This window comes from Rhodopseudomonas pseudopalustris (genome assembly GCF_900110435.1).
Classification (GTDB): domain Bacteria; phylum Pseudomonadota; class Alphaproteobacteria; order Rhizobiales; family Xanthobacteraceae; genus Rhodopseudomonas; species Rhodopseudomonas pseudopalustris.
Map to the genome: position 1 here is coordinate 46,011 of NZ_FODT01000008.1, position 14,472 is coordinate 60,482.

Annotated in this window: 17 protein-coding genes and 1 tRNA gene; 10 read left to right on the forward strand and 8 right to left on the reverse strand. The window is 62.9% G+C overall.

Annotated elements, in window-relative coordinates; all coding sequences use genetic code 11:
* The first annotated feature begins 127 nt into the window (after positions 1 to 127).
* The 6 genes from BMY71_RS16175 to BMY71_RS16200 all read left to right on the forward strand — a co-directional run bounded on the left by BMY71_RS16175 (position 128) and on the right by BMY71_RS16200 (position 4,275).
* Positions 128 to 925 (forward strand): polysaccharide deacetylase family protein, encoded by a 798-nt coding sequence (locus tag BMY71_RS16175; RefSeq protein ID WP_092685331.1) that lies wholly within the window; start codon positions 128 to 130, stop codon positions 923 to 925.
* Positions 926 to 1,042: 117 nt separating this feature from the next.
* The gene (locus BMY71_RS16180; protein ID WP_092685078.1) at positions 1,043 to 2,365 is read left to right on the forward strand and encodes a polysaccharide deacetylase family protein; all 1,323 of its coding nucleotides are present in this window, start codon (positions 1,043 to 1,045) and stop codon (positions 2,363 to 2,365) included.
* Between the two features lie 151 nt (positions 2,366 to 2,516).
* Complete coding sequence (locus BMY71_RS16185; protein ID WP_092685080.1) at positions 2,517 to 2,759, forward strand: type II toxin-antitoxin system Phd/YefM family antitoxin; 243 nt, start codon at positions 2,517 to 2,519, stop codon at positions 2,757 to 2,759.
* A 4-nt stretch (positions 2,760 to 2,763) separates the two neighbouring features.
* The gene (locus tag BMY71_RS16190; protein WP_011503479.1) at positions 2,764 to 3,204 is read left to right on the forward strand and encodes a type II toxin-antitoxin system VapC family toxin; all 441 of its coding nucleotides are present in this window, start codon (positions 2,764 to 2,766) and stop codon (positions 3,202 to 3,204) included.
* A gap of 128 nt (positions 3,205 to 3,332) precedes the next feature.
* Entirely contained in the window at positions 3,333 to 3,707 is a 375-nt protein-coding gene (locus BMY71_RS25300; protein WP_244526079.1) for a hypothetical protein, read from the forward strand.
* 1 nt (position 3,708) lies between these two features.
* Entirely contained in the window at positions 3,709 to 4,275 is a 567-nt protein-coding gene (locus BMY71_RS16200) for a type II toxin-antitoxin system VapC family toxin (protein WP_092685082.1), read from the forward strand.
* A gap of 326 nt (positions 4,276 to 4,601) precedes the next feature.
* Here BMY71_RS16200 and BMY71_RS16205 read toward each other — a convergent pair whose 3' ends face one another.
* The 4 genes from BMY71_RS16205 to BMY71_RS16215 form a co-directional block, all read right to left on the reverse strand.
* The gene (locus tag BMY71_RS16205) at positions 4,602 to 5,789 is read right to left on the reverse strand and encodes a hypothetical protein (protein ID WP_139202655.1); all 1,188 of its coding nucleotides are present in this window, start codon (positions 5,787 to 5,789) and stop codon (positions 4,602 to 4,604) included.
* Positions 5,789 to 6,214 carry a hypothetical protein gene (locus BMY71_RS24450; protein ID WP_139202656.1) on the reverse strand — a complete coding sequence of 142 codons (426 nt, stop codon included), beginning with the start codon at positions 6,212 to 6,214 and terminating at the stop codon, positions 5,789 to 5,791. The genes BMY71_RS16205 and BMY71_RS24450 overlap by 1 nt, the downstream gene beginning before the upstream one ends.
* 202 nt (positions 6,215 to 6,416) lie before the next feature.
* A tRNA-Leu gene (locus BMY71_RS16210) sits at positions 6,417 to 6,501 on the reverse strand.
* 78 nt (positions 6,502 to 6,579) lie between these two features.
* Positions 6,580 to 6,822, reverse strand: coding sequence for a FliM/FliN family flagellar motor switch protein (locus BMY71_RS16215; RefSeq protein WP_011503482.1), 243 nt, complete (start codon positions 6,820 to 6,822; stop codon positions 6,580 to 6,582).
* 64 nt (positions 6,823 to 6,886) lie between these two features.
* Between BMY71_RS16215 and lipB the strand changes: the two genes are divergently transcribed.
* The 4 genes from lipB to BMY71_RS16235 all read left to right on the forward strand — a co-directional run bounded on the left by lipB (position 6,887) and on the right by BMY71_RS16235 (position 9,834).
* Positions 6,887 to 7,654: a lipoyl(octanoyl) transferase LipB gene (gene lipB, locus BMY71_RS16220; RefSeq protein ID WP_092685086.1), complete on the forward strand. Its 768-nt coding sequence runs from the start codon at positions 6,887 to 6,889 to the stop codon at positions 7,652 to 7,654.
* Entirely contained in the window at positions 7,651 to 7,974 is a 324-nt protein-coding gene (locus BMY71_RS16225) for a YnfA family protein (RefSeq protein WP_092685088.1), read from the forward strand. The genes lipB and BMY71_RS16225 overlap by 4 nt, the downstream gene beginning before the upstream one ends.
* A 265-nt stretch (positions 7,975 to 8,239) precedes the next feature.
* The gene (locus BMY71_RS16230) at positions 8,240 to 8,911 is read left to right on the forward strand and encodes a TetR/AcrR family transcriptional regulator (protein ID WP_092685090.1); all 672 of its coding nucleotides are present in this window, start codon (positions 8,240 to 8,242) and stop codon (positions 8,909 to 8,911) included.
* Positions 8,908 to 9,834 (forward strand): cation diffusion facilitator family transporter, encoded by a 927-nt coding sequence (locus tag BMY71_RS16235; protein WP_011503486.1) that lies wholly within the window; start codon positions 8,908 to 8,910, stop codon positions 9,832 to 9,834. Before BMY71_RS16230 ends, BMY71_RS16235 begins: the two co-directional genes overlap by 4 nt.
* Positions 9,835 to 9,850: 16 nt before the next feature.
* Here the strand turns inward: BMY71_RS16235 and BMY71_RS16240 are convergent, their stop codons facing one another.
* The 4 genes from BMY71_RS16240 to BMY71_RS16255 all read right to left on the reverse strand — a co-directional run bounded on the left by BMY71_RS16240 (position 9,851) and on the right by BMY71_RS16255 (position 14,319).
* Positions 9,851 to 12,394 carry a PAS domain-containing hybrid sensor histidine kinase/response regulator gene (locus tag BMY71_RS16240; protein WP_244526080.1) on the reverse strand — a complete coding sequence of 848 codons (2,544 nt, stop codon included), beginning with the start codon at positions 12,392 to 12,394 and terminating at the stop codon, positions 9,851 to 9,853.
* Positions 12,395 to 12,721: 327 nt separating this feature from the next.
* Complete coding sequence (locus BMY71_RS16245) at positions 12,722 to 13,264, reverse strand: cytochrome b (protein ID WP_011503488.1); 543 nt, start codon at positions 13,262 to 13,264, stop codon at positions 12,722 to 12,724.
* A gap of 69 nt (positions 13,265 to 13,333) precedes the next feature.
* Positions 13,334 to 13,780 carry a hypothetical protein gene (locus tag BMY71_RS16250; protein ID WP_092685092.1) on the reverse strand — a complete coding sequence of 149 codons (447 nt, stop codon included), beginning with the start codon at positions 13,778 to 13,780 and terminating at the stop codon, positions 13,334 to 13,336.
* Entirely contained in the window at positions 13,777 to 14,319 is a 543-nt protein-coding gene (locus BMY71_RS16255; RefSeq protein WP_011503490.1) for a MarR family winged helix-turn-helix transcriptional regulator, read from the reverse strand. Before BMY71_RS16255 ends, BMY71_RS16250 begins: the two co-directional genes overlap by 4 nt.
* Positions 14,320 to 14,472 lie beyond the last annotated feature (153 nt).

Here is a 14,472-nt window from a genome sequence, read left to right on the forward strand (position 1 = left end):
GCGCGCCATCGGGCAAGATGCGCTGTCGATCGGCGGATCGCGTGCATTTGGCAATACTCAATCGGTGACGCACGGCGCAATGAGATTCGTGACGCCCGCGATCAATCCATCGGCCAGAAGGGGTGTCATGACCGTATCGAAAGCAGCGGCCGCGGTAGTTGCTCTCGGCGTCTTCGGCTCCGCGGCGCAGGGCGCCTCGTGTCCCCACCCCGGCGTGCTCGGCACCGCGCGCACCATGGTGATCGACGCCGCGAAATATCCGCGTGTCGGCACCAAGAGCTTTCCGCAGACGCTGCCGCTCGACGATCATGAGGTGGTGCTGACATTCGACGACGGCCCTGCGGCGACGACGCCGAAGATCCTGAATGCGCTCGCCGACGAATGCGTCAAGGCGACGTTCTTCCTGGTCGGCAGGCCGGCGTCCGAGATGCCCGCTCTGGTCGGCCGGATCGCGGCCGAGGGACATACCGTCGCGCACCACACCTGGTCGCATCAGCACATGACGAAGCTGAGCCACGCCGACGCGCTGGACGAGATCAACCGCGGCATCGCCGCCGACGAGGACGTTCTCCGCGGCAAGGGCTACGCGATATCGACGACGAAGTTCTTTCGGTTTCCGTATTTCGAATCGACCCCGGCGCTGCTCGATGATCTGGAATCACGCGGTATCGTCGTGTGGGGTGCGGATCTTTGGGCCAGCGACTGGAACCTGATGACTCCGGAGGTGCAGCTGAAGCTGATCACTGATCGGCTCGAAGCCGCCGGCAAGGGCATTATCCTGTTTCACGATCCGCGTCCGCAGACCGTCGCGATGATGCCGGCTTTCCTGAGCTATCTGCGCGAGAACAATTATCGCGTCGTGCATGTCGTGCCGCCACCCGCCGAACACCCCGCGGTCGCGGGAGGGTCGCACGCGACGCGATGATCGCGCGCTGGTGCGAAGCGACAAATCGTGATCAATGCGACAGTTAAGCTGCCGTTCAGGCCGCTGTTCTACTGTGATGTATGGCTGGTCTGATGATCCGGGGTGCGTGGTCTCGCGATGGCAAGTGAACTGTTTCGACGAAGGGCCCGGACGTGGTCCCTGCTTGGCATCGCCTGTGTGACCGTAGCGCTGGCCCTCCCCGCCACCCGGTCGATGGCGGCCGATTGCCCGGGCAACCCCGGCGCACTCGGGACCTCCCGGACGCTGGTGGTGGATCCGCGCGAGCATCCGCGGATCGGCACGATGCAATACGCCGAGACGCTGCCGCTCCAGGACCATGAGGTGGTGCTGACCTTCGACGACGGCCCGCTGCCGCGTCACAGCAACGCCGTGCTCGATATTCTCGCCAAAGAATGCGTCAAGGCGACGTTCTTCGTGGTCGGTCGGATGGCGAAGGCCTATCCGGACGGCGTGCGCAGAATGCACGACGCCGGCCACAGCATCGGCACCCACAGCCACAACCATCCGCTCAGCTTCCACCGGATGACGGTCGAGCAGGCCAAGCAGGAAGTCGATGAGGGCATCGACGCGGTCGCGACCGCGCTTGGCGACCGCGCGGCGGTGGCGCCGTTCTTCCGGATTCCCGGCCTGCTGCGGGCCGAGGCGGTCGAAGGCTATCTCGGCTCCCAGGGCATCCAGACCTGGAGCGCCGACTTCCCCGCCGACGACTGGCGGCACATTTCGCCGGCCGCCGTCTATGGCCTAGCCATGAGCCGGCTGCAGGCCAAGGGGCGCGGCGTGCTGCTGCTCCACGACATCCAGCCGCGCACGGTGGCGGCGCTGCCGCAGATCCTGCACGAGCTGAAGGCCCGCGGCTTCCGCATCGTGCATGTTGTGCCGGCGACGCCGGATCGGCCGAAGACGCCGACCGAGCCGTCGCAATGGCGGCTGCGTCCGATCACCGAACAGGTTGCGATCTCGCGTTGGCCGAAGGTGCCGAGCTTCAGCTTCGCCAACGCCGAGATGCTGCCAGGGCCCGCGGTCTCCGATCTTGGTCTCAATGCCGGCCACATGACGGAGTCGGTCGGTGGCCCCAGGCATCTGGCGCGCGGCCAGACGCCGCTGCCCAAGCGCGCGCCGTGGCCGCGACAGACCCCGATGGCGGCGTCCGCGAATCTGATCGCCTTCCCGATTCCTGCGGGAGTCCTGTTCAGCATCCCGGAAAAGAGCCAGCCGGCGATCCGGGCGATGATTCCCGTCGCGTCGCATCATGCGACGGCCGGCGCCGGGCTGGGCGCGACCAAGCTGGACGAAGCTGCGCCAGCGACCGCCGCCGGCGCCCCGGTCCGCCAGATCTCCGGCAGCGCCGCGATCGCGCCCGCCGCCCTGCAGCGCGGCCCGATCGGCCTCACCGCACGGCCGCGACCGCTCAATCATTAAACAGCGCTTTCCAACCAACAGCGCCGGCTCACGCGAAGACGCGCGGAATCGGAAACTCTCCGCGTACGCCAACGATAGCGAACGCGGCTTGATCTGCGCGACAGAACGGCCATATGACTACTGTAGTCATATATCTCGTTGAGGCCTCGCTATGCGTGAGATTCAGCTTCGGGATGCGAAATCCGGCCTATCGGCACTGGTCGACGATGCCGTCAGCGGCGAGCCGGCCATCATCACCCGGCATGGCAAACGCGAGGCCGTGCTTCTGAGCTATCGGGAATGGGAGCGGCTTTCGCAGATGCCCTCGTTCGGCCGCCTGCTGATGGCCGCGCCACTCGCGCCGGAGGACCTGCCGCCACGCGATGCCACGCCGCCGCGTCAAACCGAGTTTTGACGCGGTGTATCTGGTGGACACCAACGTGATCTCGGCCGGTGCGCCTTCGAGATCAGCGTCCCCCGCTCTGATCGCTTGGATGGACCATCATTCGCCGCAGCTTTATGTTTCGGCTGTCACGGTCGCGGAAATCGGGGACGGCATCGCCAAGGCGCGACGTCAGGGCGCGACACGTAAGGCGGCCGACCTCGACGCCTGGCTCGATACTCTGCTGCATCTTTATGGCGAGCGCGTTCTCGGCTTCGACGTCGCAACGGCTCGCGTGGCGGGAATGTTGTCCGATCGCGCGCGCGGAGAAGGGCAATCGCCGGGCTTCGCCGACATCATCATCGCCGCAACAGCGCTGCAGCACGGATTGACGATTCTATCGCGCAATCTGAAGCATTTCGAGCCGCTTGGCGTGCCCGCGCTCGATCCCTTCGCGACGCTGCCCACGGCGCGATAGAAAATCCGATCGAACGCCGCTTCGGTTGCGGAATTGCGCCCCATCAACGCCCGAGCGCTCGCTTGAAGCTCGGTCGCTGCAGCGCTATGTTGGACAGAACTGAATTCTGTTCAACATCGGCATACGCCATGACCAAGGCACCAGCAGGCAAGTCCCCAACGCGCCGGGGCAAGCAGGCGGCAGGCACGGCTAAAGGCGGCTTGAGTAAGATCAAGACCGTTCATCGCGAGCAGACGACCGGTCGGCATGTGGTCAGCAAGACACGGTTCGAAGCGGTTATGCGGGCAGCGGAAAAGTCCGGTCTCCTGAACGAAAAAGGCGGTCGTATTGGTGGCAGGGTGAGCCTGGCATTGGTCAGCCAGGCCAAACGCCAGACCGGCATCGAGACGGATACGGACCTGATTGAATTTGCCCTGGCAACGGTCGCGCTCGAGGATAACTTCGCCGACACGTTCAAGGAGTCTCGTGGCAAGGTCGACCCGAAGCTGAAGCTCGGCTTCTGAGGTGACGGAGTTCGATTTCGACGCTGCCCGGCGGTGGGCGCGCTTCGATCCGCAAAGAACGCTGACGCGACGAAGCGACAATGAACTTCCGTTCGTCAATACGGGCTCAATCGGCGGACAAGGACTTCTGCTTGATACCTGCGTTTACATCGATCAGATGCAGGATCGTTCCCCTCGGATCCTGGACGATCTGATCGCCCAACGACAGGTCAACCATTCGACCGTCGCGATCCAGGAACTGATGCACACGGTCGGGGTATTGAATCCATCCGATGCGCGAACCGCCACCGTCATTGAGGTCATCGGCAAGCAGATCAGGGCGATGCCACCACATCGCATCTTTCCGCCGGACAACGAGATTCTCGGACGTGCGGCGCTGCTGTCGGGCATCCTCTGCCGCCTCCAAGGCTACGGAAAGGACGGCAAGATGCGCGCGCTCCAAGACTGCGTGCTGTTCCTTCAAGCGCAGAAGCTCGGCTTGGTTGTCCTGACTGCGAACATCGGCGACTACGATGTTCTGCTCCAGCTCATCCCAGCCGGACGCGTGCTGCTCTATCGTTCGAAATGAATCCGATTGATATTTGAACAGGCTCTTGACGAGACCTCGCTTGGCGATCTCTCAAGCCTTATATTTCAATGGGTTGAAGCTTTGGTGCGCTCGGAGCGAACCGAACGCATCCACTAAGCCTTGATTTTACTCGCTTATTTCTTTGATTAGCGATGTTTGTGACCCAGGAGGTGGCCCAGCTTGTGGCCCACGTCGGTCCAGTCCGTGCTGCGAACTGGTCCCACCCTTTCCCGCTCAACGATGTTTCAACGGAGTTCAAGAATGCGAGCGGGCGAAATCTCAGGACGACACATGCCGCGCAAGGTGGGCAAGCCTTAGGAGCCTATTTAACCCCGACTCGTTCTTGGCGGTACGGTTATGTCGGGCTGCCCTTCAGATGTCATCTGATCTCTCTGAGGTCTTTTTGCTAGATGTCCCTTGACCCGAACCAAAGCGCCGATCTGAAGCTTCCCGCTCTCTTCTAGGGTTTGGAATTCTTCGGGAGAAACGTAGCACGTAACTTGCTTACCGCGAGACGACCGATAGACAAACGTCTTGCTGGGCGAGTTAACAATTTCAACTCGGCCGACGTCCGTCACCGCCTTTTTTTCGATCCGCTTGAAAGCTCGATGCATCGTCGTGCCCGCACGTTCATTCACTGCGACCGACAATACAGAATTACCCTCTCTTGCAGAGAAAACGACGCTCTCAATTCGATTTTGATCGGATGGGATAATCTGCTGGAGGTTGTCGAGCAAAGCAAACCGCTCTTCGGCAAGACTGTCCGAAAGTTGTCCCGAGTTCGCCTTCGCTACGAGCTCAGCAGTCTCTTGGAAAAACAAGTCGCGTTGCTCGATAAACGATGCTTGTGCGTCTTCGACGCTCAAAGGAGACTCGGCCGTTCTTCTTCTAAGTAGCGCATCGTTGATCCGTGGTTCATCCAACGCAAGAATGAGGCTACCCGGAATTGCCCGAGCCGGAAAATCGAAAGTGGCGCTTTTGGCGCCGGCCATAAACGCGGGACTTAGAAGGCGCCGAGCTGCTTCGTAGGAATCGTCAATGAGGGACTTTAGAAGATTGAAAGGAATACTTTTGTTTGCGAGTCTTTCTCCTCTGAAGGCGATCGAGAAGTATGCGTTCGCCTCCTCCAGACTATCAGGAGCTTGCTCCATGGAAGCGTATAATGGAACATTTCTAGCGGGCATCAATTTTTCAGGAAAATCGTCCTGATCGCAGATCCAATAGCGTTGAACCGCGAATGTTAGATCCAGGTCGACTATCCAAATAGTGCGGCAGCTTAACGCTCCGCGGATCGACAGTGCGCCTGATTGCAATGCCTCAACAGTCTGCTCATTCGACTGGACGACAGCATAGAAATTCGAATTTTCCCGCCGCCCTATGTGATGGAACAATGCATCGAAAGGCCCAAAAGAGGCAGTGAAGGTGAGCGGACCGTTGAATTCATAGAGAATTTCATCCGGGACGATCGGATCTGTCGTCCAGGGGCGCAGTGAAGGTTCGTTAATCGACCACATTACATGGGTCCCAACGGATCGTCCTGCTGAGGAAGAATTGGATCGAGCAACTTTCGAAAGTGACTAGATACATCCAGTCCGTGAACTTTCCAGAAAGTCGCATGGCCAGGCTGAGCCTTCGACGGGGTTGCTAGCACCTGGCCGGCACTAGGCTGTAGATCCCCCACGACGATGTAGCTCGTACGAAACGTGTCGTAAACCTTGCGTGCGTGCTCTGCTGATTGCAGATCCTGCCAGACAGAGCACCCCCAGTGCTTGCAATTGCCGCGCTTTGCGTTCGGCTTGTTGGCCTCAACATCGGAATCAAAATCCGCCGCGAGGGGAGGAAAACCCTGCACCGATCGGTAGATCGTTCCCACCGGCTCGGCGCCGTCTAAAGGGCAGCTCTCCGGAATATCCGGGTGATAGACGTACGTTTCAGACATAACTCACCAAGCTTTTCTGGAGCCATATCCGAGAGTCGGCGGAAAATGCAACTTCTCGTTAGAAGTAGAAGCGTTGATGCATGGGAATTTGTGGCCCACAAGGTGGCCCAACTTGTGGACCAAAAAACCCTATAATGATACCATAATGGGCAAATATCGCCGATAAACCTCAAGTATTTCAATGACTTATGAGCTAAATTTTTGGTGCGCTCGGAGGGACTCGAACCCCCACGATTTTACTCACTGCCACCTCAAGGCAGCGCGTCTACCAATTCCGCCACGAGCGCTTGGGATCAGTTTCAGGCTGGCGCCCGACCGGATCGACGGCGCCCATTTAACAAATCAATGAAGGGGGTACAAGGCCATCATCGTCGATCAGGCGATCTCGTCAACATTTGCTTGACCTCGACCGCAATGCGATTGCGATCGACCAGCACAACGCCGCTGGCGATCGGCATGTTGTTGGCGAGGATCTTGACCTCGTCCGCCTCGGTGGCGTCCAGTTCAATGATAGCGCCGCGGCTCAACCGCAGAACCTGGTGAATGGGCATCGACGTGGTGCCGAGCACCACCATGAGATCGACCGAGACTTTATCGAGTGTTGGCACTGGAACCCGGACTGGCAGCCTGTGAAACGAACCTGTGCGAACTTGACCACGTTATGGTTATCCAATGATTAATATCTCGCAGCATCCCCGCCAGACGCTCGAACTCGCGGGCTTCCTGCCCGATGCCAGCGGGCGCGCGGTCGAATGGCTGATTTCTGATTCGCAGGTCCCCTATTCCGAAGCGGTCGCGGCGATGGACTCGCGGGCGGCGGCGATTGCCGCCGGAGACGCCGACGAGCTGGTCTGGCTGCTCGAGCATCCGCCGCTCTACACCTCCGGAACCAGCGGCCAGGCTGCCGACCTGCTCGACCCGCGCTTCCCGCTGCACGCCACCGGGCGCGGCGGGCAGCTCACCTATCACGGCCCCGGCCAGCGGGTGGCCTATGTGATGCTGGACCTGAAGCGCCGCCGCCCAGACGTCCGCGCTTATGTCGCAGCACTCGAGCAATGGATCATCGCCACGCTGGAGGCGTTCAATGTCCGCGGTGAGCGGCGCGAGGATCGCGTCGGCGTCTGGGTGGCGCGCCCCGACAAGGGCGTGGGCCACGAAGACAAGATCGCTGCGATCGGCGTCCGGCTGAAGCGCTGGGTGTCTCTGCACGGCATCGCCATCAACGTCGAGCCGGACCTCGGTCATTTCGCCGCGATCGTGCCCTGCGGGATCAGCGACCCGCGTTACGGCGTGACCAGCCTGGTCGACCTCGGACTGCCGGTGACGATGACCGACGTCGACCTCGCGTTGCGCGCGTCGTTCACCGCGATCTTCGGTGCGACCGTCAACACGTCGGGCGCCGAACCGGCGGCAGGCTCTGTGAATTCGTCGTCCGTATGAAGAGCCCTATCATCTACGTCTGCGCGGCCCTCGCCGAGATCGCCGGCTGCTTTGCGTTCTGGGGGTGGCTGCGGCTCGGCAAGCCGGCGTGGTGGCTGCTGCCGGGAATGCTCTCCCTCGCGGCGTTCGCCTATCTGCTGACGCTGGTCGAGAGCCAGGCCGCCGGTCGCGCTTATGCGAGCTATGGCGGCATCTACATCGTCGCATCGCTGGTTTGGCTCTGGAGCGTCGAGAACGTGCGTCCGGACCGGTGGGACGTCACCGGCGGGTGCGTCTGCCTGATCGGCGCAGCCATCATCCTCTGGGGACCGCGCGGATAGAGCATGATCCCGGCAAGAGGATCTCGGTTTTCGGAGTGGGCGGGCGCTGCCGGCCGCGCCACAGCGCCAGATTGACAAGCTTAAATTCCGCCCTGTAAAAACATCTCTACAGCGTAGAAACGAATTCCGGAAGGCACCGCGGCCACTCAGCCGCCGGATGCGGCGGCCGCTTGTGGCTCGCCCCGGATGATGTCGTTGACGCGGGCGTCGTCGACGTCCCCTCGCCGCTCCGCGCGAGGCCCTTGATCCTGACCAGGAGGCAATCTTGCCGTTGAAGCCGAAGACCGAGCCACGGCCCCTCGCTCCGGAGGCCATCGTGGCTGCGGCGATCGAGCTGATCGAGCATGTGGGTGAAGCCGATTTCAGCCTGCGCAAGCTCGGCCAGAAGCTCGGCTGCGATCCGATGACGGTGCTCTATCACTTCAAATCCAAGGACGGTCTGCTGCGGGCGATGGCCGACCACCTCACCGCTCAGCTTCGCGCGTCCGACCCGACGCTGGACTGGCGCGGACGCCTGCGGGCGCTGGCGCTCCAGTATCGACGGGTGGCGCTGGCCTTTCCCTGCACCTTCGGCCTGATGTCCCGGTTCTGGACCACCGGCCCGGCCGACTATCAGCACATCGAGACGGTCTACCAGGCGCTGGAGGAAGCCGGGTTCGGCGACCAGGACCTGGCCGAGGTCGGGATCGGCTGGTACGCGACCGTGATCGGTCTCGCCGCCGCCGAGGCCAGGGGCTTCCTGCGGGTCGCCTGCGACCTGGAAGCCCGCGAGATCACCCAGCTCCCGGAGCCGTCATTCGCCACGGTGAGACGGCTGGTGCCGGCGTTTCGAAGTCTGAGCTCCGAGCGCAGCTACCGACTGATGGTCGAGGTGGTGCTCGACGGCCTCGACAGCGCTGCGACGCGAAGACGGGCGCAGCCGAGGGCGACAGCATGACGACCGAACAGAAAGTCCTGCGGGTATCGATCGCCGTGACATTCGTCCTGGCGATCCTCGGCATTCTGTTCGGCTTGCTGTCCGGCTCGGCATCGATCGTGTTCGACGGCTTCTACTCGCTGACCGACGCCTCGATGACCGTGCTGGCGCTGCTGGTGTCGAACCTGATCGCGGCGTCGACCGCCGCCGGCCCGGTCAAGAGCAAGCTCGACGAACGTTTCACCATGGGCTTCTGGCATCTCGAGCCGTTCGTGCTCGGGCTGAACGGCACGCTGCTGATGGGGTCGGCGATCTACGCGCTGATCAACGCGATCGGCAGCCTGCTGACCGGCGGCCGGGCCCTCGCCTTCGACCAGGCGATCATCTACGCGGCATTCGCCGTCGTCGCCGAGATCGCGATGGCGATCTATGGAATGCGGGCCAACCGGACAATCAAATCCAGCTTCCTGGCGCTGGACGCCAAGGCCTGGCTGATGTCCGCCGCCCTGACCGCGGCGCTGCTCGCCGCCTTCGTCTTCGGCTATGCGATCCAGGGCACCCGCTACGCCTGGGTGTCACCCTATATCGACCCGGTGGTGCTGGCGCTGGTCTGCATTGCGATGATCCCGGTGCCGGTCAACACCATCCGGCAGGCGCTGGCCGATATCATGCTGGTGACGCCCGCCGACCTCAAACAGCATGTCGACCAGGTCGCGCAGCAGATCGTCGAGCAATACGGCTTCCTCTCCTATCGCGCCTATGTGGCGCGGGTCGGCCGCGGCCGTCAGATCGAGCTGTATTTCATCGTCCCAAAAGGCTGGCCGGCCAAGCGCCTCGAAGAATGGGACAAGATCAGCGACGAGATCGGCGAATTGATCGGCGGCGACAGTCCGGACCGCTGGCTGACCATCGTCTTCACCGCCGATCCGGAATGGGCGGATTGAGCCGTAGCTCGTCGGCTTACTTGGCGATCAGCTCGCGGATGCGCGCGGCCAGCGTGTCGACCGCGAACGGCTTGGTGAGAACCGCCATGCCCGGCTCGAGCTGGCCGTTGTTGAGCAGCGCGTTTTCGGCGAAGCCGGTGATGAACAGGACATTGAGATTGGGCCGGCTCTCGCGCGCCGCGTCGGCCAATTGCCGCCCGTTCATCCCGCCCGGCAAGCCGACATCCGTCACCAGCAGGTCGATCCGCGCCTCCGATTGCAGGATCCTCAAGCCGCCGACGCTGTCGGCCGCCTCGAGCGCGGTGTAGCCGAGATCTTCCAGCACGTCGGCGACCAGCATCCGCACCGTCGGCTCGTCGTCGACGACAAGCACGGTCTCGCCCGCCTCAGCGAACGGAATGACAGTCGAGTCCGGGCTGCGCTCATCCTCCGCCGCGTTGCCGCGATGGGGCGGAAGATAGATGCAGACCATCGCGCCTTCGCCGACTTCGGAATAGATCCGCACCTGCCCGCCGGACTGCTGGGCGAAGCCGTAGATCATCGACAGGCCGAGCCCCGTACCCTGGCCGATCGGCTTGGTGGTGAAGAACGGGTCGAACGCCTTGGCGATCACGTCGCGCGTCATGCCGGTGCCGGTGTCGGAGACGCACAGCGACACGTATTGCCCGGTCGGAATGTCGTAGATTCTGGACTGGACGCGATCGATCCAGCGATTGCCGGTCTCGATCGTGATCTTGCCGCCGCTGGGCATGGCGTCGCGCGCGTTGATGCACAGATTGAGCAATGCGCTCTCGAGCTGCGGCACGTCCACCAGCACGGCCCACAGGCCGGTGGCGCCGACGTGCTGAACCTCGATACCGGGGCCGACCGTGCGCTGGATCAAGTCCAGCATGCCGCTGACGAGTTTGTTGACGTTCGCCGCCGTCGGCGTGAGGGTCTGGCGGCGCGCGAATGCCAGCAGGCGGTGCGTGAGAGATGCGGCGCGCTTCACAGCCCCCTGCGCGGCCACCAGATATTTGTCGACATCCTTGAGCCGACCCTGGCTGATCCGTGTGGTCATCAGTTCGAGACTGCCCGAGATGCCGGCCAGCAGGTTGTTGAAGTCGTGCGCGAGGCCACCGGTCAACTGACCGACCGCTTCCATCTTCTGCGATTGCCGCAACTGCTCCTCGGACCGCAGCAGTTCGGCCCGGCTTTCGGCAATGCGCTGCTCCAGGGTTTCGTTGAGCGAACGCAGCGCCGAGATCGCGCGGTCGCGCTCGTCCACCAAAGCGCGGCGGTCCTCGACGTCGATCAGCACGCCGGGAAAACTCAACGGCGTGCCGTCCGGCCCGTGGTCGACACGTCCATTGGCCTCCAGCCAATAGTATTTCCCGTCCGCACGCCGCACCCGATACTGATGCGCGTAGGACCCGCCCCGCTTGACGGCCTCGTTGATCGCCGCGGCCAAGCCCGCCTGATCGTCCGGGTGAACGGTCTCGACGATTTGCGCAAGGCTGAGGCCTTCGCGGCCCTTGGCGGGGTCCAGCCCGAACGCGCGGGCGAAAGCCTCGTCGACCGTGAAGCGGTCGTTGGGCAGATCCCAGAGCCATGTGCCGATGATCGCACCGGCCGCCAGCGCGAGCTTGACGCGCTGCACGTTTTCCCGGGCGAGCGTTTCGCTGGCGCGGAGCGCCGCCTCGGACTGCTTTCGCGCGGTGATATCCCGGAACAGCACCGAGACCTGCCGGCGGCTCTCCGGCTCGATCCGCGAGGCCGACACCTCGATGATGCGGTTCACCGCGACGAAGTCGCGCTCGAAGTGGATGGCCCGCCCGGTGAAGAGAACGTCGCGATACAGTTCGACCCATCCATCCGCTTCGTCCGGGACCAGATCGCGGACGGTTCTGCCGACGATGTCGGGGATTCCGGTCTGCCGCTCGTAGCCGGCATTGGCTTCGACATGGACGTAGTCGCTCAACGGACCGTGCGGCCCGTCGAAGAACTCGATGATGCAGAACCCGTCGTCGATCGCCTCGAACAGCGCGCGATAGCGCGCCTCGCTGCGTCCGACGGCATCGTGCGCAGCGCGCTGTTCGGTGATCGCCTGCTGCAGTTTGGCGTTGGCTTCCTCGAGCGCCTTGCCGGAGCGCATCGGCTCGGTGTTCTCGATGCAGCCGCAGAGAAAACCGCCGATGCTGCCGTCGTCGAGACTGATCGGCGTATAGAAATACGTGAACCAGGTCTCCTCGACGTAACCTCTGCGCTCCATCAGCAAAGGCAGGTTCTGCTGCGACAGCGCTTCGCCGTCATAGGCGCGACGCACCAGCGGCTCCAGGTCGGACCAGATTTCCGGCCACACGTCGCGGAACGAACGCCCCAGCGCGGCGGGATGCCGCTTCGCCAGCAATTCGATATAGCCGTCGTTGTAGATCAACGTCTGCTCCGGCCCCCAAACGATGAAGGACGGGACCGCTGTCGCGAGCATCGTCGCCACGGTCACGCGCAGCGGCGCCGGCCAATGATCGGAGGGACCCAGCGGAGTCGACGCCCAGTCGTGCGCCTGTACGGCTGCACGCATCGCGACCTGATCGGACGGACCACGTTGAGGTTCAGGCACGGCCGGCGTCTGGCATCATGAGCATCGAGATGGCAAGCGTTGGCTGACAGTAAGCGCCCAGGGCTGCACCTGGAACTTTCCGACGCGGCCCGCCCGCCGGCGAGCCACGAATGACACCGCTGCATTTGTCATCAACCATATGCGTTTGTCAAAACACCGCAGCGACCGGCATCAGCCCTGTCGAGCGGAGCTGTCACCTCGACGCGCTGTCGCAGCCATGAGACCGGTCGGTGCGTGCATGTTCACCCGAAGCGCCGGTCTGATCGACGGCGCTTCGGCAGTTTGATCTCAGTCGGCGTACCAGATGCGCCGAAGCAGGCGATCATTGCGAACGTAGTGGTGAAAGAGCGCGGCTGCGACGTGAAATATCAGCAGGCTGACCAATAGCCTTGCGCCAAGGCCATGCGGCACGCGTGGCGGATAGCGCCAGAAGTCGGGCAGCGCAGAGCCTTCTGCGCCGAAGATGATCGGCGCCGCGCCGCTCGCCAGCGTCATGCCGACGCCGCTGCTGAACATGCCGAGCACCACGATATACAGCACCAGATGCACCGCCCGGGCGACGCGCTCCTGCGATGGCGGGGAACCGGCAATCAGATCCGGCTTGCGGTCGATCGCCAGCCACCAGACGATGCGGAACAGCGTCAGCATCAGCACCAGCACCGCGACGGGCAGATGAATCCGCAGCCAAGCCGCCTTCCCCGCGGCATCCTCGGCGCCCGCAGCGCGAAAGCCGGTGATCAGCAGGATCAGGATCAGAGCGGCGCTGACCCAATGGATCGTGATCGCCACCATGCCGTAACGATCAGGCGTACTCTTCAATGTCATCGTCATCGCGATGTCCTCGATATCGGTCGCACCGGCTCAGCGTCCACTCATCCGGCGACCTTGGCTGGGCCTGCGTCAGGTGGTCGCCACGCCGACTCGCCTGGTCAATCTGAAGCCGTCGCGGATGTTGAGGCCGAGCAGAGTGAGGTTGACCGCGCCGGCAATCAGTTCGATCGCCTGCACGACGGTGAAGGTCTGGTCGAACAGCCCCGCACTCGCCCGTTGCTGCAGGAAGATCGCGCAGGGCACGAGCACTGCGATGCCGTTGAAAACGATCAACGGCATCCGCTTCCGCTTGCTCACCACATTGGGATTCTGTGACTTGCCGCCGAGCTTGAAGCCGCTGGCGCCGGCGATCGCGATCGACGGAATCAGCAGCAGCAACCCCCACAGAATGCCGAGCTTGACGGTCGCAATTCCGGCGTCGTCGCCGCCGAGTTCGACGGCTACGGTCGAAACCCAGAAGCCGAGGATGGTGAGAAAGGCGACGATTCCGGCGATCGGATGCAGCTTCTTGATCATTCTGAACTCCTGTCACTTTGAACTTCCAACTGGCCGCGCAATGCGGCCAGGTTTTCGGTGGTCTTTCGAAGTTGGCGGGCGGGCATCTGCGCCGCCAAGGTCTCGGCGATCGGCCGCCACGCCTGCGAGGCGCGTTCGAACACCCGCTCGCCCCGCGACGTCATCACCACCAGCTTCGCCCGTTTGTGCGCCGGATTGGGCTCGAAGCCGACCAGCCCCGCCTCGGCCAATTCGTCGACGATCCGCTGCACCGATTGGCGGGCAAGGCCCATATTGTCGGCCAGGCGAGCGACCGAGAACGTGCCCCGGCCGTGCGCAATCGATCCCAGCACCTGCCAACGCGCGCTGGTGAGACCGAGCGGCTTCACGAGCGTGTCGCCGAACCGGACCAGCGCGCCATTGAGCCGGAAGATCTCCAGCACCAGGGCGTTGACGTCGTTGTCGAACGGATCGTCGTATGAATCTATCATGACAGCATACTGCCATATTGGCAGTATGCTGTCAATATCGCTGGTGGCGACCGAAGTCGTTGCGGGCATGGCGACACCTCGGCCATTCCGCTTTCGGGCTGCGTCAGATGAAATTTCAGGATGCCGAAATACGCGCTCGGATGGGTCGGTCGTGATCGCGTGGCTGCATCAGTGCGTCGAGCAATCGCGTCTTCGCGTTACTGCGCGTCAGTTCGATCGATG